The sequence below is a fragment of the Rhodococcus erythropolis NBRC 15567 genome (assembly GCF_001552595.1).
GTDB classification, from domain to species: domain Bacteria; phylum Actinomycetota; class Actinomycetes; order Mycobacteriales; family Mycobacteriaceae; genus Rhodococcus_F; species Rhodococcus_F erythropolis.
This window is the reverse complement of sequence record NZ_BCRM01000001.1, coordinates 316,381-330,282: the sequence shown is the minus strand read 5'-3', so window position 1 is coordinate 330,282 and position 13,902 is coordinate 316,381. Positions and strand designations below refer to the sequence as shown.

At 61.5% G+C, this 13,902-nt stretch carries 15 protein-coding genes; 7 read left to right on the top strand and 8 right to left on the bottom strand.

The window, feature by feature from the left end:
* Window positions 1–141: 141 nt before the first annotated feature.
* Entirely contained in the window at window positions 142–618 is a 477-nt protein-coding gene (locus RE4_RS01525; protein WP_081098290.1) for a hypothetical protein, read from the top strand.
* A gap of 13 nt (window positions 619–631) precedes the next feature.
* Here the strand turns inward: RE4_RS01525 and RE4_RS01520 are convergent, their stop codons facing one another.
* Window positions 632–1,513, bottom strand: coding sequence for a DUF4190 domain-containing protein (locus tag RE4_RS01520; protein WP_060937862.1), 882 nt, complete (start codon window positions 1,511–1,513; stop codon window positions 632–634).
* Between the two features lie 175 nt (window positions 1,514–1,688).
* On the opposite strand from RE4_RS01520, the gene RE4_RS01515 reads away from it, so the two are divergent.
* The 3 genes from RE4_RS01515 (at window position 1,689) to RE4_RS01505 (ending at window position 4,522) form a co-directional block, all read left to right on the top strand.
* A complete protein-coding gene (locus RE4_RS01515; RefSeq protein WP_060937861.1) occupies window positions 1,689–2,396 on the top strand; it encodes a TetR/AcrR family transcriptional regulator in 708 nt (235 codons plus the stop codon).
* The gene (locus RE4_RS01510) at window positions 2,389–3,132 is read left to right on the top strand and encodes an SDR family oxidoreductase (RefSeq protein WP_060937860.1); all 744 of its coding nucleotides are present in this window, start codon (window positions 2,389–2,391) and stop codon (window positions 3,130–3,132) included. The genes RE4_RS01515 and RE4_RS01510 overlap by 8 nt, the downstream gene beginning before the upstream one ends.
* Window positions 3,133–3,214: 82 nt before the next feature.
* Window positions 3,215–4,522: a serine hydrolase domain-containing protein gene (locus RE4_RS01505; RefSeq protein ID WP_060937859.1), complete on the top strand. Its 1,308-nt coding sequence runs from the start codon at window positions 3,215–3,217 to the stop codon at window positions 4,520–4,522.
* Window positions 4,523–4,541: 19 nt separating this feature from the next.
* Here the strand turns inward: RE4_RS01505 and RE4_RS01500 are convergent, their stop codons facing one another.
* The 3 genes from RE4_RS01500 to RE4_RS01490 all read right to left on the bottom strand — a co-directional run bounded on the left by RE4_RS01500 (window position 4,542) and on the right by RE4_RS01490 (window position 6,871).
* On the bottom strand, window positions 4,542–5,378 hold the full coding sequence (locus RE4_RS01500; protein ID WP_060937858.1) for a DUF1206 domain-containing protein: 837 nt from the start codon (window positions 5,376–5,378) through the stop codon (window positions 4,542–4,544).
* Window positions 5,379–5,439: 61 nt separating this feature from the next.
* Window positions 5,440–5,841 carry a hypothetical protein gene (locus tag RE4_RS01495; protein WP_020971062.1) on the bottom strand — a complete coding sequence of 134 codons (402 nt, stop codon included), beginning with the start codon at window positions 5,839–5,841 and terminating at the stop codon, window positions 5,440–5,442.
* 58 nt (window positions 5,842–5,899) lie between these two features.
* On the bottom strand, window positions 5,900–6,871 hold the full coding sequence (locus RE4_RS01490; RefSeq protein WP_021331768.1) for a serine/threonine dehydratase: 972 nt from the start codon (window positions 6,869–6,871) through the stop codon (window positions 5,900–5,902).
* Between the two features lie 167 nt (window positions 6,872–7,038).
* Between RE4_RS01490 and RE4_RS01485 the strand changes: the two genes are divergently transcribed.
* Both RE4_RS01485 and RE4_RS01480 read left to right on the top strand, forming a co-directional pair.
* Complete coding sequence (locus RE4_RS01485; protein WP_060937857.1) at window positions 7,039–7,677, top strand: NAD(P)-dependent oxidoreductase; 639 nt, start codon at window positions 7,039–7,041, stop codon at window positions 7,675–7,677.
* Between the two features lie 2 nt (window positions 7,678–7,679).
* Window positions 7,680–8,627 carry a nuclear transport factor 2 family protein gene (locus RE4_RS01480; protein WP_060937856.1) on the top strand — a complete coding sequence of 316 codons (948 nt, stop codon included), beginning with the start codon at window positions 7,680–7,682 and terminating at the stop codon, window positions 8,625–8,627.
* Between the two features lie 38 nt (window positions 8,628–8,665).
* Here RE4_RS01480 and RE4_RS01475 read toward each other — a convergent pair whose 3' ends face one another.
* The 4 genes from RE4_RS01475 to RE4_RS01460 form a co-directional block, all read right to left on the bottom strand.
* Window positions 8,666–9,832 (bottom strand): alkane 1-monooxygenase, encoded by a 1,167-nt coding sequence (locus RE4_RS01475; protein WP_029256457.1) that lies wholly within the window; start codon window positions 9,830–9,832, stop codon window positions 8,666–8,668.
* A 421-nt stretch (window positions 9,833–10,253) separates the two neighbouring features.
* Window positions 10,254–11,237, bottom strand: a complete 984-nt coding sequence (locus RE4_RS01470; protein WP_060937855.1) for an ABC transporter substrate-binding protein — start codon at window positions 11,235–11,237, stop codon at window positions 10,254–10,256.
* A gap of 95 nt (window positions 11,238–11,332) precedes the next feature.
* A complete protein-coding gene (locus RE4_RS01465; RefSeq protein WP_020971067.1) occupies window positions 11,333–12,190 on the bottom strand; it encodes a helix-turn-helix transcriptional regulator in 858 nt (285 codons plus the stop codon).
* On the bottom strand, window positions 12,187–13,131 hold the full coding sequence (locus tag RE4_RS01460) for a D-cysteine desulfhydrase family protein (RefSeq protein WP_060937854.1): 945 nt from the start codon (window positions 13,129–13,131) through the stop codon (window positions 12,187–12,189). Before RE4_RS01460 ends, RE4_RS01465 begins: the two co-directional genes overlap by 4 nt.
* Window positions 13,132–13,204: 73 nt before the next feature.
* Here RE4_RS01460 and RE4_RS01455 point away from each other — a divergent pair, with 73 nt between their 5' ends.
* Complete coding sequence (locus RE4_RS01455; RefSeq protein ID WP_019745675.1) at window positions 13,205–13,891, top strand: dienelactone hydrolase family protein; 687 nt, start codon at window positions 13,205–13,207, stop codon at window positions 13,889–13,891.
* The last annotated feature ends 11 nt before the right edge of the window (window positions 13,892–13,902 follow it).

The window sequence follows — 13,902 nt, the reverse complement described above, 5'->3', positions numbered from 1 at the left end:
TCGGGGAACAACCAGCCAAGACCTCCCGCCCGAGATCCCCCACGGACTCGCATTGCTAGTGTTGATGACGTGTTTGCCACGGGACCCAACGCGCTGACGGTAAAAGGCCAACCGACGCTTCAACACATAGATTTCACCTTTTTGGATTCTTTTCGATTTCCCGACCGGCAGGGCTTCCCCGATTCATATCGCGCATTCATCCGGCACGCAGGGTGGGCGCGGACCTTCGGACTCTGGCTCATCTATCCGCCCGTCCTTCCCGGATTTGCCGACGGCCGGCAAGGGCGCGCCCGCAACCTCACCGCTCATCTTCATTCGGTCTACACAGAAGGACAGGATGACGAGTTCGATTGGATGATCGAACCCGACGGCGATTGGTCACTCCCCGACTCGCTGCAGGTTTTCGGATGGAGCGAAAACGGTGACGCCCTCCTGTGGGACACAGCATCACGCGACACCGACGGAGAGTTTCCGGTTTGGGAATCGCGATCGTTCAACTCCCTCCACCGCCTCGGCGGGAGCCTCTACGAAGCACTTCCGTCCATTCGCACCCGGACGGCGAGCCTGTTCGGACCCCGCGCCTACGACATCGAGCCACTCCAGCCCACCCAACTCTGACGCGCGACCCAAATTATCGAAAGGCCGCGGGCACAGCCACTAGTACGACACCTACGATGACGACCAGGGACAGATAGCCGAGAACGAGGCCGGCCACTGCCAGTCCGCGCCCACTTTCGCCGGAACGGCGAATCTGGTTCAGCGACACATGGCCCACCGGAATAGCAAGAACCCCACCGAAGATTCCAAGTACCAGTGCGACGATGGCCAAGGCATTCGTACCGACCGCTGATCGCGCTGGGTAGCGCACATCAAGTTCATCTGCGAGTACCGGGATCCCGTCCGATGTGAAGCCCACTTGCGCAAAAACAGGTCGGCCATCGGTGGTGTAGCCGACCACCCCTGGCGGCGACGACACCACCTGCCTGACAGGCCCGAATGCCGAACGAAGGCTCCTCCCTAACAGCAGCGCCCCGACCATATACAGCGACAGTCCCGCCACTGATCCGGCTACCCAGGCTCCACGAAACGCCGGCCCGTCGACGTCGAGGATCCTCCCCGCCGCCCTTACCCCGGATCCTGCTGCACCGACCGCGATACTCAAATTCACTGCGCCAGGAAGAACGGCAAGCAAGGCAATAGCACCGATACCAAGCGACAATGCCGGGCCACCTCGGCGCCGCCACGCCAAGGAACTCATCAGCGCTGCAAACAAAGTCACAGCAATGCCTAAAAGCCCAGTCACAAATCCGACAACGACTCCCGTCTCGAAGTCCCCACCTAGATGACGAGCAACCCACTGTGCCCAGGCCCGTGCGAATGGCGGCCCGAGCGTCAGCGAGGCAACGACCGTTGCAACCGCAACACACGCCACGACACTGATGACCCGCAGAATCCACCCCAGATAACCGGAATGCGAATTATTCGGCGCAACAGTAGTTTCCGAGTCGATCACCAGGATTCCTTCGTTCAGAGTGCGACAACAGAACGGCCCTAGCCGTCACTCCACACAGAACCGTGGCCGGACCGGCTCACTCATCTGATCAAGTTCTGGTGCCTGTGTCTGTAGTTCGTTCGCACGACCAAACCCGCGATAGCAACGATTACACATTTATGTTAGCGTTGTTTTCATGAGTTCGAGGGCAAAGATTCTGGCCGCAGCAACCGAGTTGCTCAACACCTCCCCCAACGGTGACATCTCCACCCGTGCCGTGTGCGAGATGGCCGGCGTCGGCGCCCCCGCGCTCTACCGTCAGTTCGGCGACAAGGACGGACTGCTCGCAGCCGTCGTCGAGGCAGGATTCTCCGAATACCTCGAAGGCAAACGCGCTGCGACACCTTCCGATGACCCCGTCGCCGATCTACGGGCCGGCTGGGATGCGCATACAGCCTTCGCGCTCGCACATCCCGCTCATTACCGACTGATGCACTCACCTTCCGCCCAGAGTGCCGACACCGCCTTGCAAGCCCAGGCGCTACTTCGATCCGTTCTCGAACGATGCGCAGCGGCAGGCGTTCTGACCGTATCGGTCGACGTGGCTACGCAGATGGTGATGTCCGCCAACGCGGGTGTCGCTCTGATGCTCGTCGTAAGGCCGGAACAGTACCCCGATCCGACGCTGTCACAGCGAGTTCGCGACGGAATCTTCGCGTCCATCATCGACGAATCCGGCGCCCACCCGGACGCCTCCCTCAACAGAGTTGCATCCACTCTCGACGCTCAACTCGCCGCCGCAGATTCAACTTCCCTCTCCACCAACGAAGTCGGCCTACTACGGGAGTGGCTCCGCAAGCTGTCCGATGCACCCAAACCAGTTCAGGAGTTACATCATGACTGACACCACCACGACCACCCGCGTCGCCATCGTCACCGGAGCTTCCGGCGGCATCGGGCGAGCGACTGCCGAGAAGCTCGCCGCCGACGGAATGACTGTCGCCGTGCATTATTCAGGAAACCTTCAACGCGCCCAGGAAACAGTTGACACTATCGTCGCAGCGGGCGGTCGCGCCATCGCGGTGCATGCCGACGTCGCCGACGAAGGTGAAGTCGCGGCCCTGTTCGATACGGTCGAGGAGGAGTTCGGGGGCATCGACGTCGTCGTCCATGCAGCCGGAATCATGATTCTCTCCACCGTCGCAGAACTGAACTTCGACGATTTCGATCGGATGCATCGGACCAACGTCCGAGGGACCTTCGTGGTCGACCAGCAGGCAGCCAGACGTGTCCGGCGAGGTGGTGCGATCATCAATTTCTCCACCTCCGTGAAGAAGCTGGCGTTTCCGACTTATGCCGCGTACGCCGCCACCAAAGGTGCTGTCGACGCGATCACTCTGGTTCTCGCGAAAGAGCTACGGGGACGCGATATCACGGTCAACGCCGTAGCCCCAGGCCCCACGGCCACCGATCTGTTCCTGGACGGGAAAGACGAAGCTACAGTGGAGAACCTGTCCAAGCTGGCTCCCCTGGAACGCCTCGGCACACCGGTGGACATCGCGGAGGCCGTCGCGTTTCTCGCCGGCCCAGCTCGCTGGGTCAACGGCCAGGTCATCTACGTCAACGGCGGCGTGATTTAGCAAAACCATCGTCTAAGGACCACACCTTGGCAATTCCGACAAAACAGTCAAACCAGTCGACTTTGGTTGTAATGTGCAAACAATGGAAAACCAGGATCGAGGGTCCGCCCGGACGTCACGACGACAGTTCATCAGCGTTGCAGGGCTGGCGGCAACCGCCGTCATAACCCTCGCGACCTCCTCGACCGCCAGCGCCGCCGGCCCCACGGCACCCAATCCAGGTTCGCGGGTCGGCGATCCTGCGGAAGCCCAAGCGGTACAGCGCGTCGCAGAGACACTGCTGAACAGCGGAGTCCCCGGTCTTGCCTTCGCCATCGTCAAACCGGATGAGAAGAACCGCAAACCGAGTGTCACCACTACGTACCACTACGGCCAGGCCGACGTCGAAAACGGCGTGAGAGTCACTCCACGAACGCAATTCGAGATCGCCTCGGAGACCAAGACCTTCACCGCTGCACTACTGGCGAAACTGATCGCTCGGGGAGAAGTCGGATTGGACGACCTGGCGAGCAAGTATTCGGACGGCAACCCGCTGCCAAAAGGCAGCGGTGGCGAGGAGATCACGCTTCGCCAACTGGTCACCCACCGTTCCGGTCTGAGCGACGACCCACCCAATCTTTCGGCAGGGTGTGCCGATCCCACACAATCGTGCACGGACGAAAAAGCGAAGTACACGAGAGACATGCTCTGGGAAGGACTCCGGGCTCCCGGGGCCTTGGAGTTCGCCCCCGGTAGCCACTGGCTGTACTCGGACTTCGGGTTCGGACTGCTCGGCACACTCATGGCAGACAAGATCATTCCGGGACAGGAGAAGCCGCCTTTCGCGGCAGCAGTCGCCCGCGAAATCACCGACCCGCTCGGGATGATGGGTACCGTGATCGAGACCAAAGCAACCGACCTGGCCGTTCCGTACTACCTCGACGGCACAAGAGCCCCTCTGTGGAACAACACGGGTGCGATCGCAGGCGGGGGTGGCCTCGTCAGCACCGCCGAGGACATGTCGATCTGGGCCGCAACAACTCTCGGCTATGGCAACAACCCGCTCAAACCGGTCCTGACCTCGATGCTCGAGCAGATCGACACGCAAGCTCCGGAGAATCCTGCATTCGGAATGGGAATGGCGTGGCAGCTCCAACCCCCGACGCCGAACTTCCCACAATCGTTCGCCAAGAAGAACGGAGACAGCTCGGGATCCAACTGCATCACCCTGTTGGTTCCCGACAGCGGCTGGTCGATCACGATTCTGGCGAACGGTGGAAATGCGGCGATGATCGACCCTGCAGCAGTGAACCTGATGCATGATCTGGTTCCGAGACGACCGATATTCGGTAGCTCGACGGGAAGTTCGTCGGGCAGCGACGCCGGTTTCCAGACCGGGTCATTCGGATAGACCCACTTACCCAGGGGCGCTACATCTTCGTCGAGCGTGCCATCACGAAGCAGTAGAGCCCGTAGGTGATGATGCCCAATCCGGCAAGGATCAGCAGGGCCACTCCGTACGGCTGCGCACCCAGCGTCTTGAACGCTCCGTCGAGTCCGGAGGACTTGCCGGGTTCGGAACTGTTGACCGCGAGAAGAACCAGAACGCCGACAGCAGCGATGGCCGAGCCCTTGGCGACGTACCCGACGGTTCCGAGTCGGCGCACGAAGTTGCTGGGTGTGCCTTTCAAATCATCCAGGAAGTTCTGGCTCGCGCCCTTGTACACGTGGTAAACACCAACAGCGATGATCGCGATCCCACCGATCACCAATGCGATAGTCCCCAGCGTGTTCTCCATCAAACGCGCCGTGATTCCCGCACTCTGACCGCTGCTGGACTTCCCGCTTCCGCGGGCGAATCCGAATGCAGTGAAAGCAAAACCGAAATAGACGAGCGAAATGCCCAGAGCCTTTGCACGGTTGAAGAACTCCTTCTTCTTGTCGTCCGAGGACGGCGACGACGAGCTCCCCAACGCAGCTTCGGCCAATCTCCACAACGCCATGGCAAGGAAGGCCACGACGCCGACCCACAGAGCGAAGACACCCCCTGGTTTTCCTGCCAACTCGGCCATCGCACCCGATTGGTCCGCAGACCCGGATCCACCGAGAGCAAGGCGGATCGCGATATATCCGATCAGCAGATGAACCACGCCGCTGACGACAAATCCTGCGCGGGCAAAGCGCTCGAAGACATTGTTCTGTGCGACGTCAGCCGCCGTGGACGTGACACTTTTCTGGTCCTGCGGTGACGATTCTTTGTTCATCATGATCGTCGAACCATATACGGGCAGACGCTTCCCTCGAACGCCTGCATCAAGTGTTTCGAGATCAAGGGTTTCGAGGGTTCTGATCCGGCGTCGACCGCGGTTCTTCGGGGTTTGGAACCTTGGGGTCGATCGTGTCTGCATGATCTCGTTGCTGGTTCAGTTCCTCGCGAGAGCTCGTCGCCTCTTTCCGATGTTGCGCTGCATGATGTTGCAGCGCAGACGCTTCCGCCGCTTTGGCGTCGGCCTCTGCCTGCACCATGCGCGCTTTGGCTGCTGTCTCTTCTGCCCGCGCCTCGCGCTCGCCTACTTGCAGCGACTTGTCTGCGACGTCTTCGCGGATCTGTTCTGCCTCGATGTGACGACGCTCGTCGCGCCTGTTTCGCGCCACCCACAGGAGTGCGGCCACGATCGCTATCACCACGACCACGGCAACAATTATCCAGATAATGCTGCTGGTACTCATACTGCGAGAGGTACCCACCTGGGACTTTCTCACACGCAGGCAAAGAAATACGCGAAAATTACAGGTCGGTCGGATGCGTGTTGGCGCCGCACAAAACGACGCACAATTCACCGTCGGACGGCGGCGTCACCGTTCCGTTCAGAACCGGAACCATTGCTGCCGCGGTTCCCAACTCCACCAGGATCCGGAACTCCCGCCACAGGAACGCCCGCGCCTGCCGGATCGAATCATCGTCGACCACAACGCTGTTAACCGAACTCTCATGCAGCGTCTCCCAGGCGATGGCGCCAATCCGTGTGGCCCCCAATGAGTCCCCGGCGATACTATTCACTTCGATATCGATCGGACGCCCCGCATCGAGCGAGGTGTGCAAGGTGGCAGCCCCGGTCGGCTCGACGGCTACCACTTGATCTTCGGGACGAGCCGCCGCGACGATTCCAGAGACCAACCCGCCGCCGCCGACTGCAACGCAATACGTGATCGGTCCGGATGCGTCGTCCTCGATCTCGAGAGCAATGGTCCCGGCTCCGCTGACGATGTCGGGCAGGTCGTAGGCGTGCAGTTCGAGCGCACCGCTCGAGCGTGCGATGTCCGCCGCAGCGGCAGCGGCGAGTGCATACCGGTCGCCGACCTTGTGAACGGTTGCACCCAGCTCCCCAAGTGCCTTCACCTTTGCTTCGGGCGCTGTCTCCGGCACCACCACTGTGCAGGTGAGCCCTCGGCGCCGCGCGGCCCACGCAGCGCCGATCGCAGCGTTGCCGCCGGACGCGATCACCACGCCTGCGTCAGGCATGGTGCCGTCGGCGACCGCTCGTTCCACGGCATTGAGACTGCCGCGCACCTTGAAGGAGCCGCCGTGTTGGAGGTACTCGAGCTTGAACAGAACCGGCACCTCACCGTGTGGTGTCGGCACCGCAGTTCGAAAGATGGGAGTACGCCGCGCCAGTCCTGCGATACGAGTCCGCGCAGCTTCGACGTCCGAGCGCTCGATTGCCACTGGACCTGCGTTGTTGTCGGCGGTGAGAGTCATGTACCAACCCTACGGTTCGCAACTTCGACCCGAAGCAGTCGGCCCATCGTCATCAAGATGTCTGTTTTTCACCAATTACTGCCTGCATCTGACCGAGACATCGACCTTCCAGGTGAATAAATTTACTACTACAAGCACAACGACGACAGCAAGGAAAGGCACACGCCATGTCGAAGATCGCAGTATTCGGTGGAAACGGTTTTGCAGGAAGTGCAATCGCGAAGGAAGCCGCTTCACGCGGCCACGAGGTAACCGTAGTCGCTCGCAGCGCGCAGTCCGGAACCGACACGAATGTCGTGCAGGGTTCGGTTCACGACAACACGATCGTGGAGCAGATCACGGCAGACAACGACGTCGTTGTCCTTGCCATCCCCGCTCGCGAGATCGACGGCAAGCGCCTGCTCGACGCCGTCACTCCCCTCGCCGATGCCGCCGCACGCAACGGTGCTCGCATTGCCGTAGTCGGTGGCGCCGGCAGCCTGTTGGTCGCCGAGGGTGGGCCGCGCGTCGTCGACACCCCCGATTTCCCGGACGCATACAAGGGTGAGGCGCTCGCTCACGCCGACGTCCTCGACGCGCTCCGCGCAACTGACAGCAATGTCGACTGGTTCTACGTGAGCCCGGCCGCAGCATTCGGTGCCCATGCCGGCGTCGCCCCGAAGGGATCGTTCCAGTTGGGTGGCGACATTCTCCTGACGGACGCCGAGGGTAACTCCGCCATCGCGGGCGAAGACTACGCCCACGCTTTTGTCGACGAGATCGAGACTCCGGCCCACCGTCGCCAGCGTTTCACCGTCGCACACTGAACATGAGCAACCTTCGTAGGCGCGCAGCCTGGATCACTGTTCCCGCTGCCGCCGCTCTCCTGCTCACCGCGTGCTCCAACGACGCGGAATCCGCAACGCCCAGCAGCTCTGCGACGTCCACGAGCGTTGTTGCCGAACAGGGCGATCAACTCGAATCCAACAAGACCGTCGTCACGGACTTCTACGAACTGGCGTTCAACGGCCGTCAGGTTCAGCAGGCCGCCGACCGGTACCTTGGCGACGTCTACATCCAACACAACCCCACCGCCGCCGATGGGGCAGCCGGATTTGTCAGCGGCATAGGCGGTTACGTCGAGGCCACACCCGGATTGCACGCCGAGATCACTCGTGTTTTCGCCGAGGGCGATCTGGTTGCCCTCCAGTCTCACACCACGTCTGCACCTGGCGACCGCGGCCAGGCCGTGTTCGACATCTTCCGCGTCGACAACGGCAAGATCGTCGAACACTGGGATGCCATTCAAGACGTGCCGGAAACGTCCGCAAATCCGAACACGATGTTCGACGGACCCACCTCGTCGCCGTCCAAGTCGTCAGAAGTCTTGGAGCGCAACACGGCCAACGCGTTGACGTTCCTGCAGCTCGCCTTCAACGAAGGCAAAGCCGCCGAGGCTGCCGACCAGCTGGTCGGTCCGACCTACACCCAGCACAACCCCTCGTTCGCTGACGGCAAGGACGCATTTGTCACCGCACTGGCCGGGATCGAACCCGTTACCGGAGACAAGGCCACCAAGTTTCCACGGACGGTAGCCGAGGGCGACTTCGTCTTTGTTCAGACCTTCGCTTCGTCCGGTGAGGGAACGGCCGGCAGCGGCTCGATGGACATCTTCCGATTCGACGAGAACGGCAAAATTGTCGAACACTGGGACGCGGTCCAGGACTACCCTTCGACGACCGCAAGCGGTAACACCGTGTGGGATGACGGTCGCTGAGACGACAACTCCGAACAGTTCAGCGGACGGCTACGTGATCAGCCGACGTTGATTCGTTCTGTGTCGCCGTCGTAGTAGTCCAACAATCTCTGATCCATCACCCGGCGCCACAGTGGTGGAATCCACGCGATCACGATCATCACTGCGTAGCCGGCCGGAAGTTGCGGCGCTTCGGCCGCGCTACGCAGACTTTGGTACCGCAGCTTCGGGTTGGCGTGGTGATCGCTGTGCCGCTGCAGTTGGTAGAGAAACAGATTGCTCACGACGTGATCGCTGTTCCAACTGTCAGCGGGGCTGCAGCGAACGTACGAGCCGTCAGCACGCTTGCCACGCAGCAGACCGTAATGCTCGAGGTAGTTCGCCGCTTCGAGGAAGGTGAATCCGGCAACTGCCTGCAGCAGGAGCCAGGGCGCGACCTCCCAACCGAAGATACCGATCAGCGTCGCGAAGAGGACAACACTCATCGCCCAAGCGTTGAGAATATTGTTCTCGAAGCTCCAGGTTCGTTTGCCTTTCCTCTGGAGTCGCGCGCTCTCGATGCGCCATGCCGAACGCAGCCCGCCGAACACACTTCGTGGCAAGAACCTCCAGAAGCTCTCACCGAACCGTGAGCTGGCCGGGTCCTGCGGAGTAGCTACACGCACATGGTGGCCGAAATTGTGTTCCACGTAGAAGTGCCCGTAGAGAGATTGCGCAAGCGCCACTTTCGCGAGCCACTGTTCGCTCTTCTCGCTCTTGTGGCCGAGCTCGTGGGCCGCGTTGATACCGACGCCGGCGACGACACCCACCGTGAACGACATCGCGATCTTCTCCGCGATTCCCATCGGAGCGTTGATCCAGCACCAGCAGGCGAAGACCAGACCGGCGTATTGCAAGGGGAGGAACGCGTAAGTGCACCAGCGGTAGTAGCGGTCCTTCTGCAGTCGTGGGATCGCATCGTCCGGCGGACTTTCGCCGTCTTCACCAGCCAACATGTCGATGATCGGGATGACGATGACCAGGAGCCACGCGCCGGTCGCCCAGAACAATCCGAGACGAAGGTTGTCGACGAGAAACCAGGAGATGAACGGGCTGAGTGGAATCAGCAATCCGAGCGGCCACAGGTACCTTTTGCGGTCGCGCCAGCGCGGGTTTTCGCCAGACGGCGAGTCGGTGTTCTGGACAGCCTTCGATTCGGTATGCCGTGCGTCGGAAGTCGCTGTCATTCGCCGATCTCGCCTTTCGTCCCCTCGAACGATTCGCCCCACGCACCGTTCACGCTCAGCAAACCACGACTCGCGCGCTGACGGATGTGGCCGTGAACGCACGACGCCCTACTGGAAACCCGACCGGGACACATGTCCGGCACGCGCTCTCCCCCGAGTAGCCACTGTTCACCCCGACAGCTGATTCGGACAAAATACCCCATCGATCTGCGGCAATGGACACCGCATCAACCTTTTGCCGCGCCTCGAAACGTCAAGGGTCTGGCAAGACCAGCCCTGGTCCGGTTCAACGAAGTAACGGTAACCAGCCGTGACAGAAATCATAAGCAGAGGACAGGGTTCTCACCCGGAGCGGCAACCAAAAAGACTGCGCGCCCTCAACTGGTCAGTTGCGGGCGCGCAGTCAAAAGGTGAGCAAGCGTCAGAGCGTTGCAAACACCTTCGTTTTCACTTCGTTCAGCCAACCGTTCGCGGTCACGAAATCTGTGACACTCGACTGCAATCCGAAGACGTGGCCAGCCTGCGCCGCCGGCAGCCTCGTGAAGAGGTTGTCGTCGAGGACCGCTTGAACCGCCGCATTGGTCGATCCGTCCGCATTCAGGGGATACAGCACGACCGTCACACCGTTCATGATGTCGGCCAGCTGCTCCATCGGGTAGGACTCGTATCCGGCATCGGTGTAATTGGTCGGAACACCGGGCCCGTACGCCAATCCGAGTTCGTTGACGACCAAATTGCCGATCGCACCAGTGGGCTGCTGAACCGAGAAAGCGCCGGGTGCGTCTCCGAGCGAAATGTGAATCCACTTGTTGTTCGCGATCACGTCCGCGTACTCGCCACGAACAAGTTCGAGATTCTCTTCGTAAGCAGTGCGCGTCGACTCGAGCACGTCCGTCTTGCCGATCGCCTCGGCGATCTCCGTGGTGATCGTCTTCCAGTCACCTCGACTCTCGCCCTTGACGATGACAGTGGGCGCAATGCCAGACAGACGGTCGAACGCCGCTTGGTCCACTTCGTCGGCGTCGCCGACGATGATGTCGGGATCTGCCGCAGCGATCGCTTCGAAGTTCATTTCCCCGTACGGCCCGATGGTCGGGAGCCCGTCGACGAAGGCCTGCTGCTCGGGCGTGAATTCACTGATCCACTTGCCGTAGTCCTGCACAGCAGCCGGTTTCACTCCGAGGGACATGAGCTGCCAAGGAGTGTCGTACGACGCGGCGACGACGCGCTCCGGCGAGGCAGGAACCTCGATGTCCCCGTATGCCGAGGCAACCGTCCGGACGTCCGTCGGCTCGGAGTCGGCCGATGACGAGGAACAGCCAGTCACCGCCATCGCACCGACAACGGCAACTGCCGCCGCTGCGATGACTCTGGAACCGAAAGAAAATGATCGAATTGCGCGCACGCAGAACTCCTACAGAGGTGATTGTTTAGCCAACCCTAAGTTCATTCTGTGGCACGACACAAGTCCGATCGAGGCGCTTTGAGTCGCTGTTCGGACTAGTCCTGTAGCCAATCGGTCATTGGCGCGCGCGGATGATCGATCAGGCTTGCGAACTCCCCCGGGGTCACACCCATCGTCCGACGAAAAGCCGCACCGAACGCGCTTTCGGAACGGAAACCCGTCTTCCTCGATACAAACGAGATGCTTCGACCGAGTGCCAGAAGTTGCATCGCATGATGAGCCCGCAGTCGCATACGCCATTCCGAGAAGGTCAAGCCGGTTTCGGCCGGAAACCTTCGTGTGAGAGTCCTCGTACTGACCTTCGCGTCGGTGGCCCACTCCTCGACCGATCGGGTGTCGGCCGGGCTGGCAACCAACTGATCTGCGATCTGCCGAAGCCACGGCGTCGTCGGCAGCGGCACATCGAAAATCAGTCGCGGTACGGGTTCGACGAGGTCGATGGCAAACGCCTCGGCTCGTCGACGAGCCGCGTCGGTCAAGTCGTCTCGGGTGAGGTGATCGAGTACTTGTTCGAGCAGCGGAGGGGTGGACAAGGCCACCACACGATCCAACCCGGTCACATCGGATGCCACCAACCACGTGCACGACAATTCTGTGCCGCTACGCGCCGTCACCTCGTGGGGAACATAGGACGGGATCCATAGACTGACCCCACTCGGCACCGTGTACACAGTCTCCGGAGTACGGACCTCGAGAACACCGTCGATCGCCCACAGCAATTCGTGATCGCTGTGGCGGTGCATCTCCCACGTGTAGTCGGAGTCGACTGACAGCCGATTGGTCGCCAAACGCAGATACCCGTCGGCACTGACGCGCAGCGGTCGCACGACGCGTTGCCACTCGGACAGCTCGTCGAGCGGGCTGCTGAGCGGGTAGTCGATCTGCTCGCTCACCGCAGCGTCGACAGTTCGGGATGTCCGAACAGGCCAGGTAACCCACCGGTGTGCAGGAAGACCGTTTTTGATCCCGCCGTGATGGCTTTGTCCTTCACGAGTTGGATCAATCCCGCAAAGGCTCGGCCGGTGTACGTCGGGTCGAGGAAGATGCCCTCCGTACGAGCCAAACATCGGATCGCGCCGGCTGATGCTTCCGTGAGCGTCGAATATCCTTGTCCAACTTGGTTTCGCAGGATCTGAAGATCCGCGGCTCGCACGGTCGGACCAGGCATCTCGTCCAATAACCCAGCGAGGGTCGACACTGGATCGGCAACAGCCCCGACATCGACGCCGACAACTCTGTCGACGCCCAGATGCGCGACAAGTCCAGCCATCGTTCCGCCCGATCCGAGTGCAACCACGACGCGTTCCACTCCGGGGAGTTGCTGCTCGATCTCGCGTGCGCAGTCGACGTAACCCTGCGCGGCCACCGCGCTGGTACCACCGAAGGGAATGACAAAAGGAACTCCGCCCGAGTCAGCGACGGCCTGCACCGCGGCGCCGACCGCGGATGCCGTGTCCCCACCGGCCCAGACGATCTCAGCGCCCGCGAGTGCATCCAGAACGAGATTTCCCTGCGCGGATTCCGGCTCGGCACCACCGAGCACCAGCACACAACGCAATCCCGAACGGGCTGCTGCGGATGCAGTCAACCGAGCGTGATTGCTTTGCGGTGCACCGGTAGTGATCAAAGTCGTCGCGCCGACGGCCAAAGCCTGAGCGCAGGTGTACTGCAGCTTTCGGATCTTGTTGCCGCCACCGCCTAGTCCGGTGACATCGTCACGTTTGATCCACAGGTCTTCCGGCCCCAATCCGAGCGCCTTCGCGCAACGCGCCAAAGGTTCGACGGGCGTCGGCCAACTGCCCAGGCTGATCGGCGGAACGTCGGAACTGAACATTCGACGAGTCTAGTTTGACCGTGCACCCACAGTCCGTACTCGAATACAGTCCGTACTCGCATACAGTCGGGACATGGGAACTTTCACGACGACCACACGTGACGTACCGCTGACCGTCAGCCGACCGGATTCGCCGAGTGAACCGAGACATGCGGTAGTAGTTCTCCAAGAAGCGTGGGGCGTGAACCAACACATCGAGAGCATCCTCGAACGCCTCGCCGACGCCGGCTACCTTGCCGTCGCCCCGCATCTCTACCACCGCGGCGCACAGACCTCCTTCACCGACTTCCCGTCCGCGAAGGATGCGCTCATGGCACTCGACAGCACAAGCATCGGCCACGACGTACGTGCCGCCGTCGACTACAGCCGATCCGAGGGAGCAGACAAAGTCGGCTCCCTCGGATTCTGCATGGGCGGCACCGCGTCACTGTGGTGTGCCGCGGTACCCCTCGTCGATTCCGCTGTCACGTACTACGGCGGCGGTGTCGCCGAGGCCCGATGGGACGGAATCGCGGCAGGCACCGAACTTGCAGCGCAACTGCAGGTCCCGTGGCTCGGTCACTACGGCGACCTCGATCCGAGTATCCCGCCGGAGAGCGTCGAGCAATTGCGCGCAACCGCGTCCGATCTCGCCCGGGTGTACCGCTATGCCGACGCCGGCCACGCGTTCAACAACGACACTTCGACCAGCCACTACGCCCCGGATTCTGCTGCCCTCGCCTGGACCCGCACTATGGAGTTCTTCGCCGAAACCCTTTGATTGCCAATGCG

Coding starts and splice junctions, on each gene's coding strand:
- RE4_RS01515 (WP_060937861.1), top strand. CDS start 1,689: ATGAGTTCGAGGGCAAAGATTCTGGCCGCAGCAACCGAGTTGCTCAAC.
- RE4_RS01510 (WP_060937860.1), top strand. CDS start 2,389: ATGACTGACACCACCACGACCACCCGCGTCGCCATCGTCACCGGAGCT.
- RE4_RS01505 (WP_060937859.1), top strand. CDS start 3,215: ATGGAAAACCAGGATCGAGGGTCCGCCCGGACGTCACGACGACAGTTC.
- RE4_RS01500 (WP_060937858.1), bottom strand. CDS start 5,378: ATGATGAACAAAGAATCGTCACCGCAGGACCAGAAAAGTGTCACGTCC.
- RE4_RS01495 (WP_020971062.1), bottom strand. CDS start 5,841: ATGAGTACCAGCAGCATTATCTGGATAATTGTTGCCGTGGTCGTGGTG.
- RE4_RS01490 (WP_021331768.1), bottom strand. CDS start 6,871: ATGACTCTCACCGCCGACAACAACGCAGGTCCAGTGGCAATCGAGCGC.
- RE4_RS01485 (WP_060937857.1), top strand. CDS start 7,039: ATGTCGAAGATCGCAGTATTCGGTGGAAACGGTTTTGCAGGAAGTGCA.
- RE4_RS01480 (WP_060937856.1), top strand. CDS start 7,680: ATGAGCAACCTTCGTAGGCGCGCAGCCTGGATCACTGTTCCCGCTGCC.
- RE4_RS01475 (WP_029256457.1), bottom strand. CDS start 9,832: ATGACAGCGACTTCCGACGCACGGCATACCGAATCGAAGGCTGTCCAG.
- RE4_RS01460 (WP_060937854.1), bottom strand. CDS start 13,131: ATGTTCAGTTCCGACGTTCCGCCGATCAGCCTGGGCAGTTGGCCGACG.
- RE4_RS01455 (WP_019745675.1), top strand. CDS start 13,205: ATGGGAACTTTCACGACGACCACACGTGACGTACCGCTGACCGTCAGC.